Below are 21,042 nucleotides of genomic sequence, written 5' to 3'. Positions count from 1 at the left end.
CTCGCATGAAGTTCACCGACGGTCGCTGGCTGCTGCGTCCAGGCGTCCAGGCGTTCCACCCGGTCGAGGTGCTCGACGTTGAGACCGGGCAAGGGACGCTGATCATCCGCGCCGCGGTGCAGCGGATCAGGAACCGCGGTGACCTGCTCAAGGGACCGATGGTCACGATCACGCTGAGCGCGCCCGCCCGCGACGTGATCGCGGTGAACATCACCCACCTGTCCGGTCAGCTGCACCGGCCGCCCGCGTTCGCGATCGAGTCGAGCGAGGGTGACACGCCGGAGGCGGCCAACACGTACCGCGACGGCCAGTGGGCGGTACTCACCTCGGGCGAACTGACCGCGCGGGTCCGCGCCGGCGCGGACTGGCGGCTTGAGTTCCTCGCGGGCGGCCGGCTGCTCACCGCAAGCGAGGCGGGCGCCGCCGCGATCGTCACGACCGCTGCCAGTGCCGGCGAGCAGGGAGGGCACTACCTGCGCGAGCAGCTCAGCCTCGGCCTGGACACCGCGGTGTACGGGCTTGGCGAGCGGTTCGGGCCGCTGGTCAAGAACGGCCAGGTCGTCGACATATGGAACGCCGACGGCGGCACCGGCAGCGAGCAGGCCTACAAGAACATCCCGTTCTGCGTGACCAACGCGGGCTACGGCGTGTTCGTGAACGACCCGGGTCGGGTGTCGTTCGAGGTCGCGTCGGAGGCGGTGAACCGATTGCAGTTCAGCGTGCCCGGGCAGTCGCTGGAGTACCTGGTCATCTACGGTCCCGAGCCCAAGGTCATCCTGCGCAACTACACCGCGCTGACCGGCCGGCCGCCCGCGCTGCCCGCCTGGTCGTTTGGCCTGTGGCTGTCCACCTCGTTCACCACCTCCTACGACGAGGCCACCGTCACCGGCTTCATCGAGGGCATGGCCGAACGCGGCCTGCCGCTGTCCGTCTTCCACTTCGACACCTTCTGGATGCGCGAGTTCCACTGGTGCGACTTCGAGTGGAACCCGCAGGTGTTCCCCGACCCCGCGGCCATGCTGGCCAGGCTCAAGGCGCGGGACTTGCGGATCTGCGTGTGGATCAACCCCTACATCGCGCAGCAGTCGGCGCTGTTCGACGAGGGCAAGGCGCGCGGCTACCTGCTGCGGCGGCCGTCCGGCGACGTGTGGCAGACCGACCTGTGGCAGCCGGGAATGGCGGTGGTCGACTTCACCAACCCAGCGGCGCGCGACTGGTTCGCCGCCAAGCTCGACGCGCTGCTCGGCATGGGCGTGGACTGCTTCAAGTCCGACTTCGGCGAGCGCATCCCGGTGGAGGATGTCGAGTGGTTCGACGGCTCGGACCCCGAGCGGATGCACAACTACTACACCTACCTGTACAACCAGACCGTCTTCGAGCTGTTGCGCAAGCGCCGCGGCGAGGGAGACGCGGTGCTGTTCGCCCGCTCGGCCACCACCGGGTCGCAGCGCTTCCCCGTGCACTGGGGCGGCGACTGCGACGCCACCTATGACGCGATGGCGCAGATGCTGCGCGGCGGCCTGTCGCTTGGCATGTCCGGGTTCGGCTACTGGAGCCACGACATCGGCGGCTTCGAGGGCACACCGGACGCCGCCGTCTACAAGCGGTGGATCGCGTTCGGCCTGCTGTCCTCGCACAGCCGGCTCCACGGCAGCGGCTCGTACCGGGTGCCGTGGCTGTTCGACGAGGAGGCGGTGGACGTGCTGCGCACGTTCACCAGGCTCAAGATGCGGCTGATGCCGTACCTGCAGGGCGCGGCCGGCCAGGCGGTCAGCGACGGCACCCCGATGATGCGGGCGATGGCGCTTGAGTTCCCCGGCGACCCGAGCTGCACCCACCTGGACCGCCAGTACATGCTCGGCGACGACCTGCTGGTGGCGCCGGTGCTGACCGCCGACGGCGAGGTGTCCTACTACGTGCCGGACGGCGTCTGGACGAACTTCATCACCGGCGAGCGGGTCAGCGGGCCGCGCTGGGTGACGCAGCGGCACGGGTTCCTCAGCGTCCCGATGCTCGTCCGGCCCGGCGCGGTCATCCCGGTGGGCGCCGTCGACGACCGGCCGGACTATGACTACGCCGACGGCGTGACGCTGCGCCTGTACGAGATTCCCGATGGCGCACGGGTGACCACGGTCGCGGGCGACCGGGAGTTCGTCACCACGCGCAGTGGCAGCGCGATCCGGGTCGAGGGCGCGGCGGGCAACTGGCAGGCGTGGCATGCCGGCCGGACCGTCGCCGCGCGGGCCGGCACGGCGGAAATAACACTGCCCGGCTGAGATGCCCCAATGTTCTATGGCAAAACGGTTGGGTAGCTGACAAAACGATGACACTCTTGGAGCGTCGTGTGGGGAGCATGCGACGAGGAGACAGTCGTGGAGCGAATCATCAGGTCGCTGTCGCCGGCGGCCCTTCTGGTGGCGGGTGCTGTCGTGTTCGCGCTCGGCGCCGCCTTCGTGCTCGCGTCCGACGCGACCCTGTCGGCATCGTCGAACGGCGCGTCGAGTGACCTGGCGCAGGCCGGACGCTGGTTCCAGTTCATCGCGGTGGCGTGCCTGCTCGGCGCGGTGTGCACCGCGGGCTGGGAGGCGACCATGCGCAGCGTGTGGGTGCACGCCGCCGAGATCGCGGTCGCGGCGGTCGGCACCCTGCTGCTCACGATCGGCCAGGCCGCCGTCGCCGCGAACGCGGGGAGCGCCGCGGCCCCGGTGTGCGGCGCGGTGGGCATCGGGGTGTGGGCGCTGCTCGTGCTGAGCCGCGCGGCGCGTGCCGCGCTGTCCGAACAGGGGACCGCGCAAGGCGGCGGCAACCGGCAGGCCGATCTCTGGCTGGCCGCCGCCATCGGCCTGTTCGTCATGGCCATCGGCTACGGTTTCACCGCGGCGGGCAGCAGCGGCCCGCGCGTCGCGGCCGGACTGCTTGAGGCGGTGGGCGTGGCGGTCCTGGCGGGCGCGGTGGTGGCCGCCAGATCACGGGGGATGCTCGGCTCCCGCCCCGTGCCGTTCGTCCTCATCGGACTCGCGCTGCTCGCGCTGTCGTTCCTCGCCTCCGGGATCGTGGCCGGCCTGGACTTCGGCACGCTCGGCGCGCTGAGCGCCAGCCTCACGATCGTCGACGCGGTCGGACTCGCCGCCATCGTCCTGCTGGGCTTCGCGGCGTGGACTCAGGTCCGGGCGCTGTACCCGGCGACGCGCACCGGCGCGCCGAGCCCCACCGCCGGGCAGCCCACCGCTCCCTGACGAGCTAGGTCACGGGCGGCTGCGCCTGCCCGTGGCTGATGAGATCGGCCCAGGCGCCGGCGATGCCCGCCGCGAAGGCCGGGTCGCTGACCGTGCCGTCGGGGCCGATCGCGGAGCGGTCCACGGGAAGGTGCCGGCAGGCGGGCTCGACGATGACCGCGCCGACGTATCCCAGGACGCTGCGCAGCGTCTCCTGCGCGCCGCCGCCCCGGTTGGCGGCGGCGACGTTGAGCCACGCGACCGGCTTGCCGTAGAGCTGGCCGCCGCCGACCGTCCAGTCGAGCAGGTTCTTGAAGCTGCCCGGCAGCGTCCCCGCGTACTCGGGGGTGCAGAACAGCACGGCGTCCGCTGCCTCGATCTCGCCGCGCAGCCCGGCGACCGGGCCGGGCACCTGGTCGCCGTCGTCGTCGGGGTTGAACGCCGGCAGGGCGGCCAGGCCCTCGTAGTGGACAGCGGTCACCTCGGGCGGCGCGAGCGCCGCCGCGGTCAGCAGCGCGGCGGTGTTCGTCGAGCCGCGCCTGGTGCTTCCCGATACCAGCAAGACCTTCATGCCGCTCCCTCGTCACGCTCCCCGGACGATCTCGCAAACCCGCCGTCGCCCCGTGGCATTCCGCCAGCCGTAGCGCTCGGCAGCGGACGGGCAGCGGTCAGCCGGGCGAGGTGAACTCCGGCTGGTCGAGCAGGCGGAGCCAGCTGCCGTCCGGCTGGCGGCGCGCCACCTGCGCCCTGGCGCCCGCACCGTCGCGCGCGATGGTCGCGGTCAGCGCGATGTCGCCGCTGATCAGTGCCGGAAGCGGGTCCTCGGCCGCGAACCGCGGCATGGCGGGCAGCAGCTTCTCCCACAGTTCCCTGATGGCGCTGCGGCCCACGGTGCGGCTGCCCGGGGGATAGGCCATGACGGCGTGTTCCTCGTAAAGCGCCGCGATTCCCGCGGCGTCCTTGGCGTTGGCGCGGTCCACGAACAGCCGGGTGAGGTCGTCCGGCCGTTGCGCCTTCTCGTGCTCTGTCATGACTCCAGCCTGCCGCGCGCACTTCAAGAAGTCCAACAGATAGTTCTTCTAGTAACTATAATCAGCAGTCATGGAATTGCGCCAGCTTGAGTACCTCATCGCGGTCGCTGAAGAGGCGAACTTCACCCGGGCGGCCGAGCGGGTGCACATCAGCCAGTCGGGGGTCAGCGCCCAGGTCCGCCAGCTCGAGCAGGAGCTCGGCGCGACGCTCATCGACCGCTCGGCGCGCACCGCCCGGCTGACCGAGGCGGGGACGGCGGCGCTGCCGCACGCTCGCGCCGCGCTCGCGGCGGCAGGCGCGCTGCGACAGGCGGTCGACGAGGTGAGCGGGCTGGTGACGGGGCGGCTCGTCGTCGGAATGGTCACCGCGTGCACCATCACCGGCCTGTTCGACGCCCTCGCCGGATTTCACCGTGCCCACCCCGGTGTCGCGGTCACGCTGGTCGAGGACAACTCCGCCGCGCTGCTCGGGCGGCTGCGGTCGGGTACGGCGGACCTGGCCCTCGTGGGCCTGGCGGGCAGCCTGCCGCAGGACCTGGAGACGCTGCCCATCGTCAGCGAGGGGCTGGCCGCCGCCGCGCCGGCCGGCCATCCGCTGCTTGCCGGACGGACCGAGGTCAGCCTGCCGGAACTCGCCGGATACCAGCTCATCAGCCTGCCGCCGGGGACCGGCATCCGTGCCGCGCTCGACGAGGCGTGCGCCGCCCAGGGCGTGCGGCTGGCGGTGACCCTCGAGGCGAGCGCGCCCGCCGCGGTCGCCGACCTCACCGCGCGCGGCCTGGGCGTGGCGGTCCTGTCGCGGACGATGGCCGCCGCTCAGGCCAGCCGGCTCGCCAGCCTGCCCATCGAGGGCGTCGGCCCGGCCGCGCACCTGGCCCTGGCCTGGCGGCCCGCGCCAGGTCCGGCGCTGCGGGCATTCGTCGGTCACTGCCGCATGGCGTTCACCCGCGAGCTGGCCGCCGCATCCTCACCGGGCGGCTGAGCCGCCGAACCCGGCCAGTTCCGCCGCCACCGTGTAGGGCAGGTGCCGTGGCCAGACGAGCAGCCCGCGTGCCAGCGACCTGACCTGCAGCCGCAGTGGGGTCAGCAGCTCGACGCAGTGCAGCCAGGCGGACGCGTCGTCGCCCGCGAACGCGGTTCCGGCCAGCCCCGCCCGGAACCGGCGCGCGTCGCCGCCGTCGTCACGCCAGGACGCGAGCCACGCGGTGAGCTCGGCGTCGCAGGACGGCAGCGTCCACCCGTGCAGTCCCTCCGCGACCTGGCCGCCCGCCGCGATCACGAACCCCCGCGGGCCGTCGCCGGTGATCGCGTGCACCCGGCCCGAGCTGCGCCCGCCCGCCCTGATGGACGCCGAGCTGAAGCGCGCGCCGACGGCAAGGGCCGCCACCGCGTGCCCGGCCTCATGCCAGGCGGTCGCCACCGCCTCCTTCCGGGCGGGAGCGTACGTCTCCGCGTACCCGCCCTGGTAGCGCTGCCGGATCCAGGCGTCATTCACGACGGACTCGTCGTCGTACCGAATGAGCCGGTCAAGCTCGGCCCGTACCGCGCCGAGCGTTCGCTGCTCCCCGGGCGTCACTACCGGGCCAGGGCGCCCATCGGGTCCCAGGCAGGCAGCACGATCGGCTCGGCGTCAAGTGCGCCTTGCAGTTCGGCGGGAAGGGCGCTCCGGCGGGCGGCGATCTCGAAGACGTACTGGTCGAACCAGGGGTCGTTCATCGTGTAGAAGCCGTCCTTGCCGCGATCGGCGCCCCAGCTGTTCTCCACCCGCCAGCGCCGCGGCGCACCGTCGAGCACGTCGACCCCGGTGAAGAGCATCGCGTGCGTCATCGCGCTCTCGTGGAACGTGAGGCGGGCGGCCTTGTCGAGGTCGAACGCGGCGTCGTAGACCGCCGGCAGGTCGTAGAGCCCGGTGTCCCAGTACCCGTACTCGTTGCTCATCATCTTGCCGACGTCGCAGCCGAACCAGACCGGCTCGCCACCCTGCAGGGCTGCGACGGCGACGTCCTTGATGACCTGCGTGGCGACGTTGAGGTAGGTGACCGGCGGGCCGCCGATGACGTTGCCGAGGTATTCGACGGTGAAGGTCCGGCCGAGCGGGCTTGACGGCCGCGGGTCATTGACCAGGCAGACGTAGTCGCTGACCGGGAGTTCCACGTACTTGGCGGCGAACTCCTGCGGGGTCAGGACGCCGTCCCTGTGGAACTTCTTGTCCTTGTCCGTCCACTGCCAGTCGAAGCGCTCGGGCGGCGTGCCCAGGTGGATGCACAGGACCCGGTAGACGACCCGCATGATCTCCGCCTTGGCCGCGCGAGCGCACTCCGGCCCCTCGGCCATCGCCTCGCGGACGGTCCGGGCGCCCTGGCGAAGCTGATAGCGCAGGACCGAGTTCATCCGGCCCGTGTCCGACGAGCTCTGCGTCTCCGGCATGTAGCCCTTGGGGACCAGGCCGTGCTTGGCCACCAGGGCGGCGAACATGTTCCACTGGCCGCCGTCGCCGGCCACCGACTCGAGCAGGAAGGCGACGGTGCGGTCGTCCGCGTCGCGGTCCGCGGTCTCGATGATCGCCTCGAGGAAGTAGTTGGCCCGCTCGAGCTTGTCCCAGAACATCGCGTAGTTCTGCGAGAACTCGAAGTCCTTGAGCCCGGTCTTGCGCATCACGCCGGCGCGCAGCAGGTTCAGGCCGGCGAACAGCCAGCAGCGGCCGCTGCGCTCCTGGTTCGTCACCTTCCAGTCGTCAAGCGTCGTCGACATGGAGTGGTCGATGCTGCTGACGATCTCCCTGTTGATGGCGACGTCGTCGATGGTCACCCGGGTCACGGCGTTCTGGGCGAGCCTGTACGTCGGGTTGGCCGAGAATTCCTTGCGCAGTCGTTCCAGATCAGCGGTAGCGAGCGTTCCGTCCACCTAAGCATCCTCTCGTCATGGTCTCGGCCTGTTCCAGGTTAGATGCCGATGCTGAGTTGTCCAGGCCTGATCTCGGGGCGAGACGCCGCGGTCACGCGGATTGGACCGGTTTCAGCGTGATCATCTGTACTGAAATCGCATGATATTCGCCGATATGCTGACCACCACCGCCATGCCGCTGACAAGGATCGGGCTTGGACTGTCGCTCGCCGCGCTGGTGCGGATTCCCGCGACGATCTTCGCGGGACCGCTGTCGGACCGGTTCGGACCCCGTGCCGCCATCGTCGGGTCGCAGTTGCTGCAGGCCGCAGGCTTTGCCGGCTACCTGTTCGCGCACGGGTTCTGGACCCTCGTCGGGGCGGCCGTTCTCGTCCAGATCGGGAATTCCATCTTCTGGGTCGCATATGCTCCGCTGATCTTCAGCGTCGCGGGCGAGGGCGAGCGGGAGCACTGGTTCGCGCTTGGCACCTCGCTGCGGACGGCGGGCTGGGCCGCGGGCGGGGTGATCGCGGGCGCCACGGTGGCCGCCCGGGGACGGGACGGCTACCTCGCCATCGCGGTGGCGAACGGCGCGTCGTTCGTCCTGGCGGCCTGCCTTGCCTCCCGGCTGCGGCCCGGTCCGGCTCCGCGGCGGCCCGCGGAACCGGGAGCGGTCGGCGGCGGGAGCTGGCGGCCGCTGCTGAGGGACCGCGCCTTCCTCGGGTTCGTGGCGGTCAACGTGGGCATCACCTTCCTCGCGCTCGCGGTCCCGACGGCGCTGCCGGTGTTCCTCGTGCAGGTCCTGCGCCTGCCTGCCTGGTCGCCAGGCGCCGCTCTCGCGCTGAACGCGATCGGCGTGGCGGCGTCCGCGCCGGTCGTGATGTCCGCGATATCGGGCCGCCTGCGGCGCGATGGCCTGATGGCCTCGCAGGCGCTGGTGATCGTCGCGCTCGCCGTCTTCCTCCTCGCGCAGCCGCTCCCTGCCGCTCGCGGAGCTGCCGCTCGAGGCCGACGGAATCTGATCGCGACCGCTACCGGACCCGGCGCTCGGTACTACGAAACGTAGTAACATATGGTCCGTGAACGATGCCGTTCCCACGACGATCATCGTCGCCGGTCTAGCGCTTGCCGGGTACGCGCTGCTGATGACCGCGCTCAACCGGCGCATGGGCGGTGTCCTGCTCGCCGCGCTCGGCGTCCTTGAGGTCCTGCTCCTCATCCTGGTCGGTATCATCGTGGCCAAACTGGTCGGCGGCGGACGCCCGGCCTCGCTGCCCACGCTCATCGGATACCTGATCGCGATGCCGCTGGTCCCGCTGGTGGCGGGGTTCTGGGGCGCGCTCGAGCGATCACGGTGGGGCCCGGCGGTCGTCGCCGTGGCCGGACTGGTCGCGGCCGTGCTGATGGTGCGGCTGCATGAGATCTGGGCGGTCATCGGTGTCTGATCCCGCGGCATCCCCGCAGACCGCCTCGTCGCCTGAGGCGGCGGCACTGTCCGAGGCTCCGGCGTCTCCCGAACCCGGCGGGTCGCCCGAACCCGCCGCGTCGCCCGGGCCCGCGGCATCGGCTGAACCCGCGGCACAGCCGCCGGGCTCGACGCGGTCGGGCCCCGGCCGGCTGCTTGTCGCCGTCTACGCGCTGTTCGCGCTGTCCGCCTCCGCGCGGGCCGTTGTGCAGATCGCGACCGAGTTCAGCCACGCGCCGGTCGCGTACGTGCTGTCGGCCTTCGCCGCCGCGTTCTACATCGTCGCCACGGTCACTCTCGCCGTCGGCAACCCGGCGGCTCGCCGCATCGCCGCCCTGTCCTGCTCGGTGGAACTCGCCGGCGTGCTGGCGGTCGGCACCTGGAGCCTCGCCGACAAGGCCACCTTCCCCGACGCGACGGTGTGGTCCGGCTACGGCAGCGGCTACGGCTTCGTTCCGCTCGTGCTGCCCGTTTTCGGCCTGCTGTGGCTCAGTCGCTGGAGCAGGGGCGGCCGGAACAGGCGACGCGGACGGTAAACCGCACCGCACGAACCCGTTATGAGCTCCATGACTGTTGACTAATTAAATGAGCAGTTCTTTAATTCTGGTCATGGGACGCATTGCGGGCGTCACCGCCGCCGAGACCCGCGAGCGGCTGCTGCTCGCGGCCGTGGACGTCTTCGCCAGGCGTGGCTACGACGGCACGCGGGTCGCGGACATCGCCGCGGCGGCGGACGTGAGCGGCGGCGCGCTGTACGCGCACTTCGGCTCGAAGGCCGAACTGCTCGTCGCCGCCCTGCGCACCCACGGCAGGCAGCTGCTCGCCGAGGTACTGGCCGCCGACCCCGGCCGGCCGGTCACCGACGTGCTGCTGTTCATCGGCCGCCGCCTTCGCCGCCGTCGTGACGCCCGCGGTTACCTCATTGTCGAGGCCCTGACCGCCGCGCGCCGCGACGAGGACGTGGCACGGCCGATGCGCGACTACGTGGGCGAACGCGCCGACCAGCTCGCCGACCTGGTCCGCACGGGCCAGGCCGACGGAGAACTCGACCCGTCGCTGTCGCCGGACGCACTGGCCCACTTCTGCCTGCTGCTGTCCATGGGCAGCGCGCTCATCACACCCGATCTCCACGCGGTCACCGAAGAGGAGTGGGCCACCCTGCTCGCACGGGTGGCCGCCGGCCTCGCCCCGCCATCCGTTAGCGCACAGACAGGAACAGCGCAGTGAAAGTGCAGATCAATCCCGAGCTGTGCCAGGGGCACGGCCGCTGCTATGACCTCGCACCCGACCTGTTCGGGGCTGACGACGAGGGCTACGGACTGGTTCTCGGCGATGGCACGGTGTCGCAGGACGCTAAGCACGACGCGGACCTGGCCGTGCTCAACTGCCCCGAGCAGGCGATCGAGCTGGTTGAGGAGGGCTGACATGGCCGTCGACGAGCGCTTTAACCGGGAGCCACAGCAGCAAGGGGCCGAGGAGGAACTCGGCACGAGGAACGAGATCATCACCGGGCCGGTCAGCGACTGGACGACCGACTTCTCCCACCTTGAGCCCGAGTGGTCAGCGGATCCCTACCCGATCCAGGACGACCTGCGGCAGCGCTGCCCGATCGCGCACACCGAACGGTTCGGCGGCGCGTGGCTGCCCACGCGCTATGAAGACGTCGCGGCGATCGCTTATGACACGGACCATTTCTCTTCCCGGGCGATCATCATGGCCAACTTCCGGCCGCCCCTCGATCTGGCGCCGGTCGGCGGATCGCCGCCCATCTCCTCCGACCCGCCGTTTCACCACGACGCGCGCAAGCTGCTGCTCGCCGCGTTCACCAAGAAGGAGGTCGCCAGGCAGGAGGCGGCCACCAGGGCGTTCTGCCACTCGCTCATCGACTCGTTCGAGGGACGGGACCTGGTCGACGCGGCCACCGACTACGCACAGCACATCCCGGTGCGGGTCATCGCCAATATGCTCGGCTTCCCGCCGGAAGACGGTGAGCGGTTCCGCGTGTTCGTCGAGGACCTGCTCGAAGGCATCAATCTGGACCCGGACGACCGAGCGGAGCGGGTCAACCGGATATTCGACTACCTGCTCGAACAGGTCCACGCCCACCTGGACGAGCCGCGCGACGACCTTACGACCTTCCTGATCAACGCCGAGCTCTACGGCCAGAAGCTGCCGCCGGACGTGGTCACCGGCGCGATGGCCCTGCTGCTCATCGCCGGCATCGACACGAGCTGGAGCGCCATCGGCGCCTCGCTGTGGCACCTGGCGAAGACCCCGTCCGACCGTGAGCGCCTGGTCGCGGAGCCCGGGCTGCTGCCGGTCGCCATGGAGGAGTTCCTTCGGGCCTACGCCCCGGTCACCATGGCGCGGCTGGTCAAGCAGGACATGAACTGGCATGGCGTCGACATGAAGGCCGAGGACTGGATCCTGTTGTCGTTCCCCGCGGCGAACCGGGACCCGGCGCAGTTCGACCGCGCGGCTGAGGTCGTCATCGACCGCGAGGTCAACCGGCATGCCGCCTTCGGCCTTGGCATTCACCGCTGCCTCGGCTCGCACCTGGCGCGGATGGAGCTCAGGATCGCCCTCGAGGTGTGGCTGGAGCGGATCCCCGCGTTCACTCTCGCCGACCCCGGCGCGGTGAAATGGTCCTCCGGCCAGATCCGCGGGCCGCGAAAGCTGCCCATCAGGATCGGCTGACCCACTATTACGACTTTCCTGCGTGCCGGGTGATTCCGCTCTGATCGTGTGATGCGAATGCGAACCTTCGCTCCGAGAGATCGCAAGGAAGGTTGCACATGTTTCTTGTGGTTCGCACTATTACGGTTGTGGTCTCGCTGGCAGTGGGCTTGACGTCCTGCTCGGCCGTCGGCGGGGGAGTGGACGCCCTCGCGCCAGCGACCTCGGTCGCCGACGTGGGCGCCATCACCACCGGCCTCACCGTGAGCCAGCTCACAGCTACCAAGATCAAGCTGCCCACCAGCCTTCGCTACCTCCAGCAGGGCTACAACGAGCTTCCGGAATGGCGTCGGGTCGACCTCGCGACCGCCCCGGACGGGACCGCCTGGGCGGCGTGGCCCGCCGCGAACGGCGTGCATGCAACGCCGCTCACCGCGGGCCTCACCCGGAGGGGCGCGGACACGGTCATACCGGGGACCAGTGAGGTGAGCGGTCTCGTCGCCTTCGACAACGGGTTCACGCTTCTCACCCGGGTGCCAGACTCAAACAAGTGGCACGAGACCGCCGCCGCGCTCATCAGCTATCGCGGTGGCAAGCGCGCCTTTGAGACCCGCCTCACCGGCACCGCGAGCCACGACACCGCTCCCGTCCTTGACGGTGCCCTGGCGTGGAACGGGAAGGAGTACGGCGCCTACCTTGTGATCCACGGTGCCGGCGGTTTTGCTGATGGCCATTTCGGCGACAAGCTCGTGTACCTGAGCGCGGCCGGCAAGATCCGGGCCGACGGCTGGGCCTGGGGCTGCAGCCACAACGAGGGCATTGCGCTGACCGCCGGCCCCAACGGCGACTTCCCCTCGCTGTGCGGGGACGACTGGCGGTCAGGCATCTTCGTCTCCACCGGCATCGGCGCACCCGACAACGCCCCCGTCATCCAGCGTGAGCAGTGCTGGGCCGGCTACTGCGGCGGCACGTTCCCGCAGAACTCCGGCGACCTCGTTAAGCTCACCAACGGGCAGTACGCGGTCGCCTGGGCCTCCCGCGGCGCCGTCAAGGCGGTCAAGAACCCGGCCGATGCCAGCGGTCGCGGCTGGCTTGTCACCCCGCGCTGGAGCACCCACCAGGTAGCCGTCCACTTTCTGGGCACCGCCTCGAAGCCGCGCGGCAGCACCATCTACCTGACCAGCAATCCGGGCACCGACCACGTCAACGTGCACGTCGCGCCCTACGGCCGGACCGGCCTCCTGGTCTCCTGGGAGACTGTCTCGTCCGCGAAGTGCTCGGCGGGTACCTGCACTGGCACGTTCAGCGGTACTCACATCGAGGTCATCAGCTACGCGGGCAAGGTGCTTGACCCGGCGATTACCATTCCCGCCCACATCTCCGGCACCATCGCCGTGCTGCCCAAGGGCAATCTGGCCTGGGCATACGTTGCCGCCACTCCCAACTATCGGGCGGCACTCGGTGCATCGCCCGCGACCACGACGCTAAGGATCGCACGCCTGGCGATCTGACGATCGCACCAGTTCGCCAACGCGCGCGAAGGCTGGTACCGCTTCAGCCGGCCAGCTGGCTGAAGCGGTTCCGGTAGGCCTGGGGCGTGATGCCCCAGCGGCGGGTGAAATGACGGCGGAGCATCATCGGCGTCAGCCCGCAGTCGGCGGCTATCTGCTCGATCCCGTGGTCGGTCCGCTCGAGCAGTTCCTGGGCCAGGACCAGCCGCTGGCTGGTCAGCCACTGGTGGGGCGTGGTCCCGGCGCGCGCGGCGAACCAGCGGGCGAACGTGCGCGGCGACATGTGCACCCGCCGGGCGAAGTCGGCGACGGCGAGCGGCTCGCGCAGGTGCCCGAGCGCCCAGTCGCGCAGCGCGGCGAGATCGGGTCCGTCCGTGGCGTCGTCCACGAGGACCGGGACGAACTGCGCCTGCCCGCCGTCGCGGTGCGGTGCGACCACCATGTGCCTGGCGATCTCGTTGGCCACCGCGGCGCCGTGCTCGAGGCGGATCACGTGCAGGCAGGCGTCGATGCCCGCGGCGGTCCCCGCGCTGGTGATGACCGGGCCCGCGTCGACGTAGAGCACCCCCGGTTCCACCTGGACCCGTGGGTAGCGCCTGGCAAGCTCGGCGGCGTACTTCCAGTGGGTGGTCGCCCGGCGGCCGTCGAGCAGCCCGGCGGCGGCGAGCACGAAGGCCCCGGTGCACTGGCTGAGCACCCGCCCGCCGCGGTCCACGACGGCGCGCAGTGCGTCGAGCACCGGTTCTGACGGCCTGGTGTCGATGGCGTCCCAGCACACGACGACGGCCAGGTCGGCCGAGCTCAGCCGGTCCAGGCCGCACTCGACAAGGATCGGCATGCCGACGTCGGTGCGGATCACCCCCGGCTGTGCCGCGGCCACGGAGTAGTCATAACGGGGGAGTCCTTCGCCCTTGCGGTCACACCCGAACACTTCCGCGGTGACCCCGAGGCCGAACGTTGAGACGCCCTCGTAGGCGAAGACCGCGACAGACGACAGCATGTCTCAAGCGTACGGCAGGAAAGTACCGGTGATTGTCATTCCTGCCACTGGCGCGGCTTGTCTTTGCGGCACAGGCTGAAGGCATGACGCAGCTGACCTCGGACGCGACCAGCGAGTCGCGCGAACTGGCGAAGACGCCAGGCGCCTCCCGCACAGGCCTGTCCGCCTGGGGTTCCCTCCTGGTGGTCTGGCTGGTCTGGGGCTCGACCTACCTGGCGATCCGGGTGGCGGACCGGTCCATCCCGCCATTCGCGATGGCCGGGGCGAGATACCTGACGGCGGGTGCGGTGCTCTACCCGCTGGCGTTGCTCGGCAGCCGTCGGCGGCAGGCGGCGGCCCCCTCCGCGCTGTCGCACCCTGCCGGGCCGTCACGGCTCGCGCAGTGGGGCGGGATGGCGGTGGTGGGCACCTTGCTGCTCGCGTTCGGCAACGGCGGGGTGTCGTACGCGGAGCAGACCCTCCCATCGGGGCTGGCCGCGCTGCTTGTCGCCAGTGTCCCGCTGTGGATGGCACTGGCCGACCGGGTCATCAACGGGCAGCGGATCCCGCTGCTCGGCTGGCTCGCGCTGGTCATCGGCCTGGCCGGGATCGCGATCCTCGCCAGGCCGGCGGGCACCGGCGCGGTACTCCCGGTTCTCGTCGTGCTCGGGGCGAGCGTGAGCTGGGGAGTCGGCTCCGTACTGGCGGGCCGGCTGCCGTCGCCGGCCAGCCCGTTCGTCGGCAGCGCGATGGAGATGCTGGCCGGAGGAGTCGTGCTCACCGGACTGGCCGCCGCGACCGGCGAACTGACGCGCGTCGATCCCGCGCACGTCAGCGAGCAGTCGCTGCTCGGGCTGCTGTACCTGATCGGCCCGGGATCGCTGCTTGCCCTGACCTGCTACGTGGTCGCGCTGCGCCGCCTGCCGACTGCCGCGGTGCCCACCTACGCCTACGTCAACCCGGTGGTGGCCGTCTCCCTCGGCGCGCTGTTCCTCGGCGAGCGACTCACGCCCGCCACGCTGGTCGGCGGCGTGGTCGTGGTCGCCTCGGTCGCGATGCTGCTCATCAACCGCACCGGCGCCACGGCGGACCCGGGCGAAACCGCGGGCACGCCGGCCGTCCCTCACCGGGACCGGTAGTACTCCTCGATCGGCACCCGCGCCTCCTCGAACAGCGCCGGGCCTTCCGGCGTCACGACGGGCCAGCGCGACCCCGGGTTGAGCGTGAGTAGCTGCTCGGTGGCGAGGGCGTACACCACGCGCCCGAGTCCCGAGCGCACAATGCCGCCACTGCACATCTCGCAGGGCTGGCAGCTGGTGTACATCGTGGTCCGCGACGCCTCCTCGGCGGTCAGCTCGCGGGCCGCCCAGCGTGCCAGCTTCAGCTCCGGGTGGGCGCTGATGTCGTTGTCGCTCCGCACCGTGTTGTGCGCCTCGATGAGGATGGTGCCGTAGGCGTCGGCAAGCAGGGAGCCGTAGGGCGCGTCGCCCACGGTGATGGCCTGAGCCGCGATGGCGATCGCGCGGCGCAGCAGGGTCTCGTCGGCTTGCGTTATCACGATGGTGTCCTCCAGTGGGTGGCCACGGCGGTGAGCGCCCGCCATGCCTCGTCGGGTCGGCGGGTCGCTTCCGGATCGCCGTGGTAGGGATCGAGCACGACGGTGTCGGCGCCGAGACGCCCCAGCTCGCCGAGATCGTCAAGGATCTGTTCAAGGCTGCCGGTGCCTGCCAGCCGCCCGGCGTCGCCGTCCGGCGATGCGGTCATCCGCAGCGCGATGCGCGGCGCGAGCCTGGGCGCACCGCTAGCCGCCGCCGCTTCACGCAAGAAGGACAGGGTGACCCGCAGCGGATGCCAGGCGGCGTCGAACGCGATGGCCCGGCGGATCGCGGCCGCGCTGTTACCGCCGACCCAGAGGGGGATCGGCTTCGCGCCCCACGCCTCGAGCAGGGTGGCCAGGTACTCGTCGGTCAGCCTGCCGCGAGCAGCGAACGGAACGCCGAGCGCCTGGAACTCCTGCCGCGCCCCGCCGGCGCCCACCCCGAGCACCAGGCGGCCGCCGCTGAGCTCGTCGAGATTGCGTGCCATCCGCGCCACTAGCAGTGGATGCCGGTACGGCAGCACGACCACCGTGGTGCCGAGCCGGACTCGGGTGGTGATGCCGGCCAGCCAGGACAGTGTGGTGAACGGCTCGAAGAACGGTTCGGGGTACCACACCGCCACGTCGGGGGTCACCACTACGTGGTCGGAGACCATGAGGAGGTCGAAGCCGAGCCCCTCCACGACCCGCCCCCACTCGCGCAGCACGCCTGGATCGGTCCCAGGCCCGTAGTTCGGAACGTTGACGCCGAGGTGCATGACCCGAGGCTATAGCGCGGCAGACCCGTTGCGGTTGAGTGCTCAGGGGCGCTCATGCCGCAGCCGCCGGTTGCCGGGCGGCGGTCCCGGTCTTGCCCCCGAGGGGGGTGCCGGGTTCCGGGTTCGGCGGGTCGTGCCGCGCGGGGCGCGGTCTTACCGTCCCTCCCCCGGCGTTTCGCCTCTCCGCCCCACTGGCGGCGAGGTGCAGCAGGTTCCGGGCGGCGTTCACGTCCCGGTCAAGGACCAGGCCGCACCCGCCGCACCGGTAGGTCCGCTCGGACAGGCCCAGCTTGGCTTTCACCGTGCCGCAGGCCGAGCATTTCTTCGTGGACGGGTACCACCGGTCGGCGGTGACGAGCGTCCCGTCGTGCCAGGCGGTCTTGTAGCCGAGTATCCGCCGGGCGGTCCCGAACCCCTGATCGGATATGGCGCGGGCGAGGCGGCGGTTGCGGGTCATCCCGGCCACGTTCAGGTCCTCGGCGACGATCGTCTCGTACCGCCCGGCCAGCATGCTGGTGGCCTTGTGCAGCGCGTCCGCGCGCAGGTTCGCGACCCGGGCGTGCAGGCGGGCCAGCCGGGCGGCCGCCTTGCGGCGGCCCGCCGACCCCGGCTTCGTGCGGGCGTGCGCGCGGGCGGCCCGCCGCACCTGCGCAGCCCCCAGGTCGATCCCGATCGCGGTCCCGGGGCGGGCATGCGATTCCGGGACGGCCCGGTCGACCTCGACGGTGAACGACACGTGCCAGCGCTGCGCTGCCTTTTGTCGGGGGCCCACCGTAGGCTGGCGGGCATGGTCACCGAGACGGAGATCCGGCTGGCCGACGGCCGGACCCTGCACGCCTACGACACCCGTGCGGACGGGAGCGCCAGTAGCCCGGGCTCGCCGGTCGCGGTGTTCTGGCTGCACGGCTCGCCCAACATCGGCTCGCCGCCTGAACCGCTGTTCGCGGCCGCCGAAGCGAACGGCCTGCGCTGGGTCTCTTACGACCGGCCCGGTTACGGCGGCTCGAGTCCGCGCGACGGCCGGACTGTCGCATCGGCGGCCGCGGACGTGGCCGCGGTCGCGGACGCGCTGGGCATCGGCCGGTTCGCCGTGCTCGGCCATCCGGCGGCGGGCCGCACGCGCTGGCCTGCGCCGCGCTGCTGCCTGAGCGCGTCATTGCCGCGGTGAGCGTGTCCGCGCCTGCGCCGTTCGACGCAGACGGACTGGAGTGGTTCGCGGGCTGGTCGCCGGGCATCGCGGCGGAGAACCGGGCGGCGGCGGACGGGCGCGCCGCGCTCGAGGCGCACTGGGCCGGGGCCGAGCCCGAGGACATGGACGCCTTCTTCACCGAGGCCGACATCGCTGCCCTCGACGGCAGCTGGTCGTGGCTGGCAGGCGTGGCCGGCCAGGCCATGGAGCAAGGCAGCGAGGGACTCGCGGAGGACACCGTAGCCGGCGCCCGGCCATGGGTTTCCGGCCGGGCGCCATCCGCGTTCCGGTGCTGGTCATGCACGGGACAAGCGACAAGATGGTCCCGTACGCGCACGGTGAATGGCTCGCCGCCCGCTGCCCGGCAGCCGAGTTGCATGCCGTCCCTGACGCGGGTCACATCACTGTGCTCGACAGCGCGCCGCAGGCACTGGAATGGCTCGCCGCCCGCGTCCGGGCGTGACCCCAATCGTGTGGCCGTTGCCGGTTAGGCCGTGCCGCCGGCTGCACAGCCTGGGCGGGCATCAGACTCGGCCGCCGCATCCGCGTCGCCCGGATCCGCTTCGCCGGCGGGCCCGGTGCTGACGCCTGCGGACGGGACCGTCGGTCCGGTCGGCCTCGCCGGCCCTATGCCGACGAGGCGGTCCTGGGCTAATCTCGCGAGAAGGTGATAGCGGAAGCTGCCGGGCAGGGAGACATGACCGAGCGCCTAGGCCAGCCTGGCCGGAGCGGGTCGTCGCGGAGCCGCCTGAGGCGCGCTCACGAGGCATTGTACCGGGCGACCGGGGGCCGGGTCGGCCATCACGTCCCGGGTCGTCCGTCGATGCTGTTGCTGCACCACGTCGGGGCCAAGAGCGGCACGAGGCGGACCTCAGGGCTGACATACATGCTCTGCGACGGGAGCTTTGTCGTCGTCGGCAGCAACGGCGGGGGCGCGCGTAACCCGGGATGGGTCCACAACCTCCGCGCCTTCCCCGAGGCCGAGATCCAGGTGGGGCCGGAGAAGATCAAGGTGCGTGCCCGCGAGCCAGGCGATGGTGAGCGCGAGCGGCTATGGGCCCAGGCCGCCCGCTATCACCCTGCCTGGGAACGATTCCAGCAGCGCACCCCGCATGCACTCCCGATCGTCATCCTCACGCCCCGGCAAGCATGACTCTCGCCCGTTCGTCATCTCGGCAGGGCCGTTCGCGGCGCCCCTGGCCAGGCGATTATGGGACCTCGGCGCGCCGGCGATCTTACGATCGCCGGACGACACCACGGAGTCAGGCGAGGGCAGGGCGGGCGGCTGGTAGACAGAACCAGCCTTTCCAGCCGGTTCTGTCTACCAGGGGGCCAGCATGGTGCACGCGAATGAATTCTCATACGGTCTGCTGACGCCCGGGCTGGCCTTCGCGATGTCATGCGTCGGCTCGTTTCTCGGGCTGCGCTGCGCCGGCCGGGCCAGGGCCTGCGCCGGGATCGCGCGCGCGGGATGGCTGTTGCTCGCTGCCGCCTCGATTGGCGCGACCGGGATCTGGGTCATGCACAATATCGCCCTGCTCGGCTTCAGCGCCCCAGGGCAGGCGATCCGCTACGACGTGCCGATGAGCCTGCTTTCCGGGCTGGTCGCGGTGGCGGTGGTTTTCGCCGCGCTGGTGATCGCCGGGTCTGGCCGCGCAGGGTTCCTGCGCCTGCTGTCCGGCGGGATCGTCATCGGCGGGGGCGTGCTGTTCAGCATGGATTTTGTCGGGATGGCGGCCATGCGGATGCCGGACACCATCCACTACAACGCGTGGGGCGTCTTGCTGTCCGTCCTTATCGCGGTGGCCGCCGCGACCCTGTCGCTGTGGGCCGCGCTGCGGCAGCGCGGCATCAGGCCGGCGGTGGTCGCCTCGGTGGCGATGGGCGCCGCTATCAGCGGGATGCATTACATGGCGATGGCGGCAATGCGCTTTACCGCCATGCCTGGCGCCGCGGGCATGCTCGGCGGGGTCACCGCGCCGGAGTTCGTGCTGCCGCTGATCCTGGTGATCAGCATCTTGACCTTCATCCTCATCATTAGCGTCGCGCTGGGACGGACAGAGGAACAGATCCGCGCCGAGGCCGCCCTCAACGACCTGCTGGCCCGCCACCGCCAGGGACATGCCTGGCAGACCTCCGCGGCCGGCCGCAGCCGCCACTCGGCCGCGCCCCCTGGCACGCATCTCCTGTGATCACGCCTGTCGTCCTGCGCTTGGCATCAAAGAAGCGGCAACGCGAGTCGCCGCGTCTGCCGGGCATGAGCCGCACCGCTAGTGAGTTACCGCTCCTGCTGCGGTCAGGTCGCGCCAGGGACACTGGCGAGACGCTGGTCACGCCACGGTGACCGGAGGCGAGCGTTATTCGGCTGCGGCTGGGACCGGTTTGGGAGCGTCGCGGCCTTCCGCCAGGTATTGCCGGGCCATCCGGGCGGAGGGACGGATTCCCGCGGCGGCGGTCACGACGATTGCCGCGATGATCAGCCAGCCCGTGGCGTGCAGGGTGGTCGCCAGGAAGGTGTAGAGCGCCGGGGTCCAGATGATGCCGAGGGTGTTCGCCACGGAGGCGACCCCCTGGTAGTCGCCGAGCCGGGACTGATCGCTCAGCTCCGACTGCAGGCTCCAGGAGGCGGAGGACTCGAAGAGTTCCGAACCGGTGACCGTCACGTGGGCGAGCCAGATCAGCGGGATGGTCAGCCAGATGACCGTGTGGTCGGTAACGAGGATGATCAGGCAGGACGCCACCATGAACGCCGCCGCCCGGGCTTCGGCCCGCATGGCCGTTGTCAGGTCCTTCACGGTGCGGGAGACCGGTACCTGGAACAGGACGGCGCCAATGGTGTTGGTGGCGAACAGCCAGGCCAGCAGAACGCGCGGGGCATTGGTGTCGGCGACCAGCCAGAGCGGGATGACGGTCAGCAGCAGTGTCTGGTGCGACGACAGCAGTCCGTCGAAGAACGAGGTGACCACAAAGCCGGCGTTCCGGATTGCCGGGCGTCCCCGCGGAGCGCTGGGTGCGGCCACGGAGGGCCGGGCCTCGGCGGGCTGGCTGTTAGAAGGCTGAGTGGCCGCCCCTGGCAGTCGCCTGATCATGGCGGCGCTGACGAGGAGGATGGCCGCGGTCAGGATCGGGATGAACCGGATGACTGTCAGGGACCCGGTCGCCAGCGCGATGCCGCCGAACAGGGCACCCACGGTGAAGCCGACGTTGAGGGCCGCCCGGTTGTAGGCGCCGGAGAGAACCCTGGTCTCGCGAGGGAAGGCTGCCAGCCGGTAGGTGGACCAGCCGATCTGGCCTAGTTGCGCGGTAACCTCCCGGCCGACAACCACGGCGATGAAGGGCCAGAAGCCGTGCGCGAACAGCCAGCCCAGGAACGCCACTGCCTGCAGCGCGTTGCCGATGCCCCAGCAGGTCCGTGCGCCAATCCGGTCAGCGAGGCGCCCGAAGGGGATGGAGACCAGGAACTGCGACGCCATGCCGATGGTGAGGCCGAGGCCGGCCTCGGCCACCGTAAGCCCGATGATCTTGATGGAGTAGACGGCCTCGCCGGTGATGAACGTGCCAGTGCCGAACGCGAATATGGCGCTCTGGATCGCTGTCGCCCGGACCAGCGGGTCGTCGGAGAGCACGCGGTTGAGGAGTCTGCGCAGCCGTCCGGCATCGGCAGTCACGAAATGTCCCCTATGGTGGTTCTTGTGGCAATTTTATCGAACACGGTACCGGGCCCCGCCTTCGATCGCG

General features: G+C 70.8%; 24 protein-coding genes. 15 read left to right on the top strand and 9 right to left on the bottom strand.

Going from position 1 to position 21,042, the window contains the following annotated elements; translation table 11 throughout:
* Window positions 1–5 precede the first annotated feature (5 nt).
* Complete coding sequence (gene yicI, locus EAS64_RS14100) at window positions 6–2,276, top strand: alpha-xylosidase (protein ID WP_145853336.1); 2,271 nt, start codon at window positions 6–8, stop codon at window positions 2,274–2,276.
* A gap of 96 nt (window positions 2,277–2,372) precedes the next feature.
* A complete protein-coding gene (locus tag EAS64_RS14095; RefSeq protein ID WP_145853335.1) occupies window positions 2,373–3,236 on the top strand; it encodes a hypothetical protein in 864 nt (287 codons plus the stop codon).
* Between the two features lie 4 nt (window positions 3,237–3,240).
* Here EAS64_RS14095 and EAS64_RS14090 read toward each other — a convergent pair whose 3' ends face one another.
* Window positions 3,241–3,786 carry an NADPH-dependent FMN reductase gene (locus EAS64_RS14090; RefSeq protein ID WP_145853334.1) on the bottom strand — a complete coding sequence of 182 codons (546 nt, stop codon included), beginning with the start codon at window positions 3,784–3,786 and terminating at the stop codon, window positions 3,241–3,243.
* Window positions 3,787–3,883: 97 nt separating this feature from the next.
* Window positions 3,884–4,246, bottom strand: coding sequence for a YybH family protein (locus tag EAS64_RS14085; RefSeq protein WP_145853333.1), 363 nt, complete (start codon window positions 4,244–4,246; stop codon window positions 3,884–3,886).
* A gap of 70 nt (window positions 4,247–4,316) precedes the next feature.
* On the opposite strand from EAS64_RS14085, the gene EAS64_RS14080 reads away from it, so the two are divergent.
* A complete protein-coding gene (locus EAS64_RS14080; protein ID WP_145853332.1) occupies window positions 4,317–5,228 on the top strand; it encodes a LysR family transcriptional regulator in 912 nt (303 codons plus the stop codon).
* On the opposite strand, the gene EAS64_RS14075 is transcribed toward EAS64_RS14080, so the two are convergent.
* Both EAS64_RS14075 and EAS64_RS14070 read right to left on the bottom strand, forming a co-directional pair.
* Window positions 5,214–5,822: a M50 family metallopeptidase gene (locus EAS64_RS14075; protein ID WP_145853331.1), complete on the bottom strand. Its 609-nt coding sequence runs from the start codon at window positions 5,820–5,822 to the stop codon at window positions 5,214–5,216. The genes EAS64_RS14080 and EAS64_RS14075 overlap by 15 nt on opposite strands.
* Complete coding sequence (locus tag EAS64_RS14070; RefSeq protein WP_145853330.1) at window positions 5,822–7,150, bottom strand: C1 family peptidase; 1,329 nt, start codon at window positions 7,148–7,150, stop codon at window positions 5,822–5,824. The genes EAS64_RS14075 and EAS64_RS14070 overlap by 1 nt, the downstream gene beginning before the upstream one ends.
* Window positions 7,151–7,289: 139 nt before the next feature.
* On the opposite strand from EAS64_RS14070, the gene EAS64_RS14065 reads away from it, so the two are divergent.
* From EAS64_RS14065 to EAS64_RS14035, 7 genes are all read left to right on the top strand, one after another.
* Window positions 7,290–8,195 carry an MFS transporter gene (locus tag EAS64_RS14065; protein WP_145853329.1) on the top strand — a complete coding sequence of 302 codons (906 nt, stop codon included), beginning with the start codon at window positions 7,290–7,292 and terminating at the stop codon, window positions 8,193–8,195.
* Window positions 8,196–8,208: 13 nt separating this feature from the next.
* Window positions 8,209–8,574: a hypothetical protein gene (locus EAS64_RS14060; protein WP_187365907.1), complete on the top strand. Its 366-nt coding sequence runs from the start codon at window positions 8,209–8,211 to the stop codon at window positions 8,572–8,574.
* A gap of 172 nt (window positions 8,575–8,746) precedes the next feature.
* Window positions 8,747–9,130, top strand: a complete 384-nt coding sequence (locus EAS64_RS14055; RefSeq protein WP_145853589.1) for a hypothetical protein — start codon at window positions 8,747–8,749, stop codon at window positions 9,128–9,130.
* Between the two features lie 73 nt (window positions 9,131–9,203).
* On the top strand, window positions 9,204–9,821 hold the full coding sequence (locus EAS64_RS14050) for a TetR/AcrR family transcriptional regulator (RefSeq protein ID WP_145853328.1): 618 nt from the start codon (window positions 9,204–9,206) through the stop codon (window positions 9,819–9,821).
* The gene (locus tag EAS64_RS14045) at window positions 9,818–10,018 is read left to right on the top strand and encodes a ferredoxin (RefSeq protein WP_145853327.1); all 201 of its coding nucleotides are present in this window, start codon (window positions 9,818–9,820) and stop codon (window positions 10,016–10,018) included. Before EAS64_RS14050 ends, EAS64_RS14045 begins: the two co-directional genes overlap by 4 nt.
* 1 nt (window position 10,019) lies before the next feature.
* On the top strand, window positions 10,020–11,291 hold the full coding sequence (locus tag EAS64_RS14040) for a cytochrome P450 (protein WP_145853326.1): 1,272 nt from the start codon (window positions 10,020–10,022) through the stop codon (window positions 11,289–11,291).
* Between the two features lie 128 nt (window positions 11,292–11,419).
* A complete protein-coding gene (locus EAS64_RS14035; protein ID WP_145853325.1) occupies window positions 11,420–12,781 on the top strand; it encodes a hypothetical protein in 1,362 nt (453 codons plus the stop codon).
* Between the two features lie 43 nt (window positions 12,782–12,824).
* On the opposite strand, the gene EAS64_RS14030 is transcribed toward EAS64_RS14035, so the two are convergent.
* The gene (locus EAS64_RS14030) at window positions 12,825–13,778 is read right to left on the bottom strand and encodes a helix-turn-helix domain-containing protein (protein ID WP_439333596.1); all 954 of its coding nucleotides are present in this window, start codon (window positions 13,776–13,778) and stop codon (window positions 12,825–12,827) included.
* 86 nt (window positions 13,779–13,864) lie between these two features.
* Between EAS64_RS14030 and EAS64_RS14025 the strand changes: the two genes are divergently transcribed.
* On the top strand, window positions 13,865–14,899 hold the full coding sequence (locus tag EAS64_RS14025; RefSeq protein WP_145853323.1) for an EamA family transporter: 1,035 nt from the start codon (window positions 13,865–13,867) through the stop codon (window positions 14,897–14,899).
* Here EAS64_RS14025 and EAS64_RS14020 read toward each other — a convergent pair.
* The 3 genes from EAS64_RS14020 to EAS64_RS14010 are packed head-to-tail and all read right to left on the bottom strand — an operon-like array spanning window position 14,884 to window position 16,851.
* A complete protein-coding gene (locus EAS64_RS14020) occupies window positions 14,884–15,318 on the bottom strand; it encodes a nucleoside deaminase (RefSeq protein WP_145853322.1) in 435 nt (144 codons plus the stop codon). The genes EAS64_RS14025 and EAS64_RS14020 overlap by 16 nt on opposite strands.
* The gene (locus tag EAS64_RS14015; protein WP_145853321.1) at window positions 15,315–16,115 is read right to left on the bottom strand and encodes an LLM class flavin-dependent oxidoreductase; all 801 of its coding nucleotides are present in this window, start codon (window positions 16,113–16,115) and stop codon (window positions 15,315–15,317) included. The genes EAS64_RS14020 and EAS64_RS14015 overlap by 4 nt, the downstream gene beginning before the upstream one ends.
* Window positions 16,116–16,167: 52 nt before the next feature.
* On the bottom strand, window positions 16,168–16,851 hold the full coding sequence (locus EAS64_RS14010; protein WP_187365906.1) for an RNA-guided endonuclease TnpB family protein: 684 nt from the start codon (window positions 16,849–16,851) through the stop codon (window positions 16,168–16,170).
* 51 nt (window positions 16,852–16,902) lie between these two features.
* Here EAS64_RS14010 and EAS64_RS44755 point away from each other — a divergent pair, with 51 nt between their 5' ends.
* The 4 genes from EAS64_RS44755 to EAS64_RS13995 all read left to right on the top strand — a co-directional run bounded on the left by EAS64_RS44755 (window position 16,903) and on the right by EAS64_RS13995 (window position 19,496).
* Window positions 16,903–17,283 carry an alpha/beta fold hydrolase gene (locus EAS64_RS44755; protein WP_222849294.1) on the top strand — a complete coding sequence of 127 codons (381 nt, stop codon included), beginning with the start codon at window positions 16,903–16,905 and terminating at the stop codon, window positions 17,281–17,283.
* A gap of 277 nt (window positions 17,284–17,560) precedes the next feature.
* Window positions 17,561–17,767 (top strand): alpha/beta fold hydrolase, encoded by a 207-nt coding sequence (locus EAS64_RS47440; RefSeq protein WP_222849293.1) that lies wholly within the window; start codon window positions 17,561–17,563, stop codon window positions 17,765–17,767.
* Window positions 17,768–18,001: 234 nt separating this feature from the next.
* A complete protein-coding gene (locus tag EAS64_RS14000) occupies window positions 18,002–18,457 on the top strand; it encodes a nitroreductase/quinone reductase family protein (RefSeq protein WP_145853319.1) in 456 nt (151 codons plus the stop codon).
* A 184-nt stretch (window positions 18,458–18,641) separates the two neighbouring features.
* Complete coding sequence (locus EAS64_RS13995) at window positions 18,642–19,496, top strand: MHYT domain-containing protein (RefSeq protein WP_145853318.1); 855 nt, start codon at window positions 18,642–18,644, stop codon at window positions 19,494–19,496.
* A gap of 165 nt (window positions 19,497–19,661) precedes the next feature.
* Here EAS64_RS13995 and EAS64_RS13990 read toward each other — a convergent pair whose 3' ends face one another.
* Window positions 19,662–20,972 carry an MFS transporter gene (locus EAS64_RS13990; protein WP_222849292.1) on the bottom strand — a complete coding sequence of 437 codons (1,311 nt, stop codon included), beginning with the start codon at window positions 20,970–20,972 and terminating at the stop codon, window positions 19,662–19,664.
* Window positions 20,973–21,042: the final 70 nt, after the last annotated feature.

The organism is Trebonia kvetii, from assembly GCF_007827045.1.
Classification (GTDB): Bacteria; Actinomycetota; Actinomycetes; order Streptosporangiales; family Streptosporangiaceae; genus Trebonia; species Trebonia kvetii.
The sequence above is the reverse complement of the archived record's forward strand: the minus strand, read 5'-3'. Positions and strand labels throughout refer to the sequence as shown.

Coding starts and splice junctions, on each gene's coding strand:
- yicI (WP_145853336.1), top strand. CDS start 6: ATGAAGTTCACCGACGGTCGCTGGCTGCTGCGTCCAGGCGTCCAGGCG.
- EAS64_RS14040 (WP_145853326.1), top strand. CDS start 10,020: ATGGCCGTCGACGAGCGCTTTAACCGGGAGCCACAGCAGCAAGGGGCC.
- EAS64_RS14090 (WP_145853334.1), bottom strand. CDS start 3,786: ATGAAGGTCTTGCTGGTATCGGGAAGCACCAGGCGCGGCTCGACGAAC.
- EAS64_RS14065 (WP_145853329.1), top strand. CDS start 7,290: ATGATATTCGCCGATATGCTGACCACCACCGCCATGCCGCTGACAAGG.
- EAS64_RS13995 (WP_145853318.1), top strand. CDS start 18,642: ATGGTGCACGCGAATGAATTCTCATACGGTCTGCTGACGCCCGGGCTG.
- EAS64_RS14015 (WP_145853321.1), bottom strand. CDS start 16,115: ATGCACCTCGGCGTCAACGTTCCGAACTACGGGCCTGGGACCGATCCA.
- EAS64_RS44755 (WP_222849294.1), top strand. CDS start 16,903: ATGGTCACCGAGACGGAGATCCGGCTGGCCGACGGCCGGACCCTGCAC.
- EAS64_RS47440 (WP_222849293.1), top strand. CDS start 17,561: ATGGGTTTCCGGCCGGGCGCCATCCGCGTTCCGGTGCTGGTCATGCAC.
- EAS64_RS14025 (WP_145853323.1), top strand. CDS start 13,865: ATGACGCAGCTGACCTCGGACGCGACCAGCGAGTCGCGCGAACTGGCG.
- EAS64_RS14000 (WP_145853319.1), top strand. CDS start 18,002: ATGACCGAGCGCCTAGGCCAGCCTGGCCGGAGCGGGTCGTCGCGGAGC.
- EAS64_RS14080 (WP_145853332.1), top strand. CDS start 4,317: ATGGAATTGCGCCAGCTTGAGTACCTCATCGCGGTCGCTGAAGAGGCG.
- EAS64_RS14050 (WP_145853328.1), top strand. CDS start 9,204: ATGGGACGCATTGCGGGCGTCACCGCCGCCGAGACCCGCGAGCGGCTG.
- EAS64_RS14085 (WP_145853333.1), bottom strand. CDS start 4,246: ATGACAGAGCACGAGAAGGCGCAACGGCCGGACGACCTCACCCGGCTG.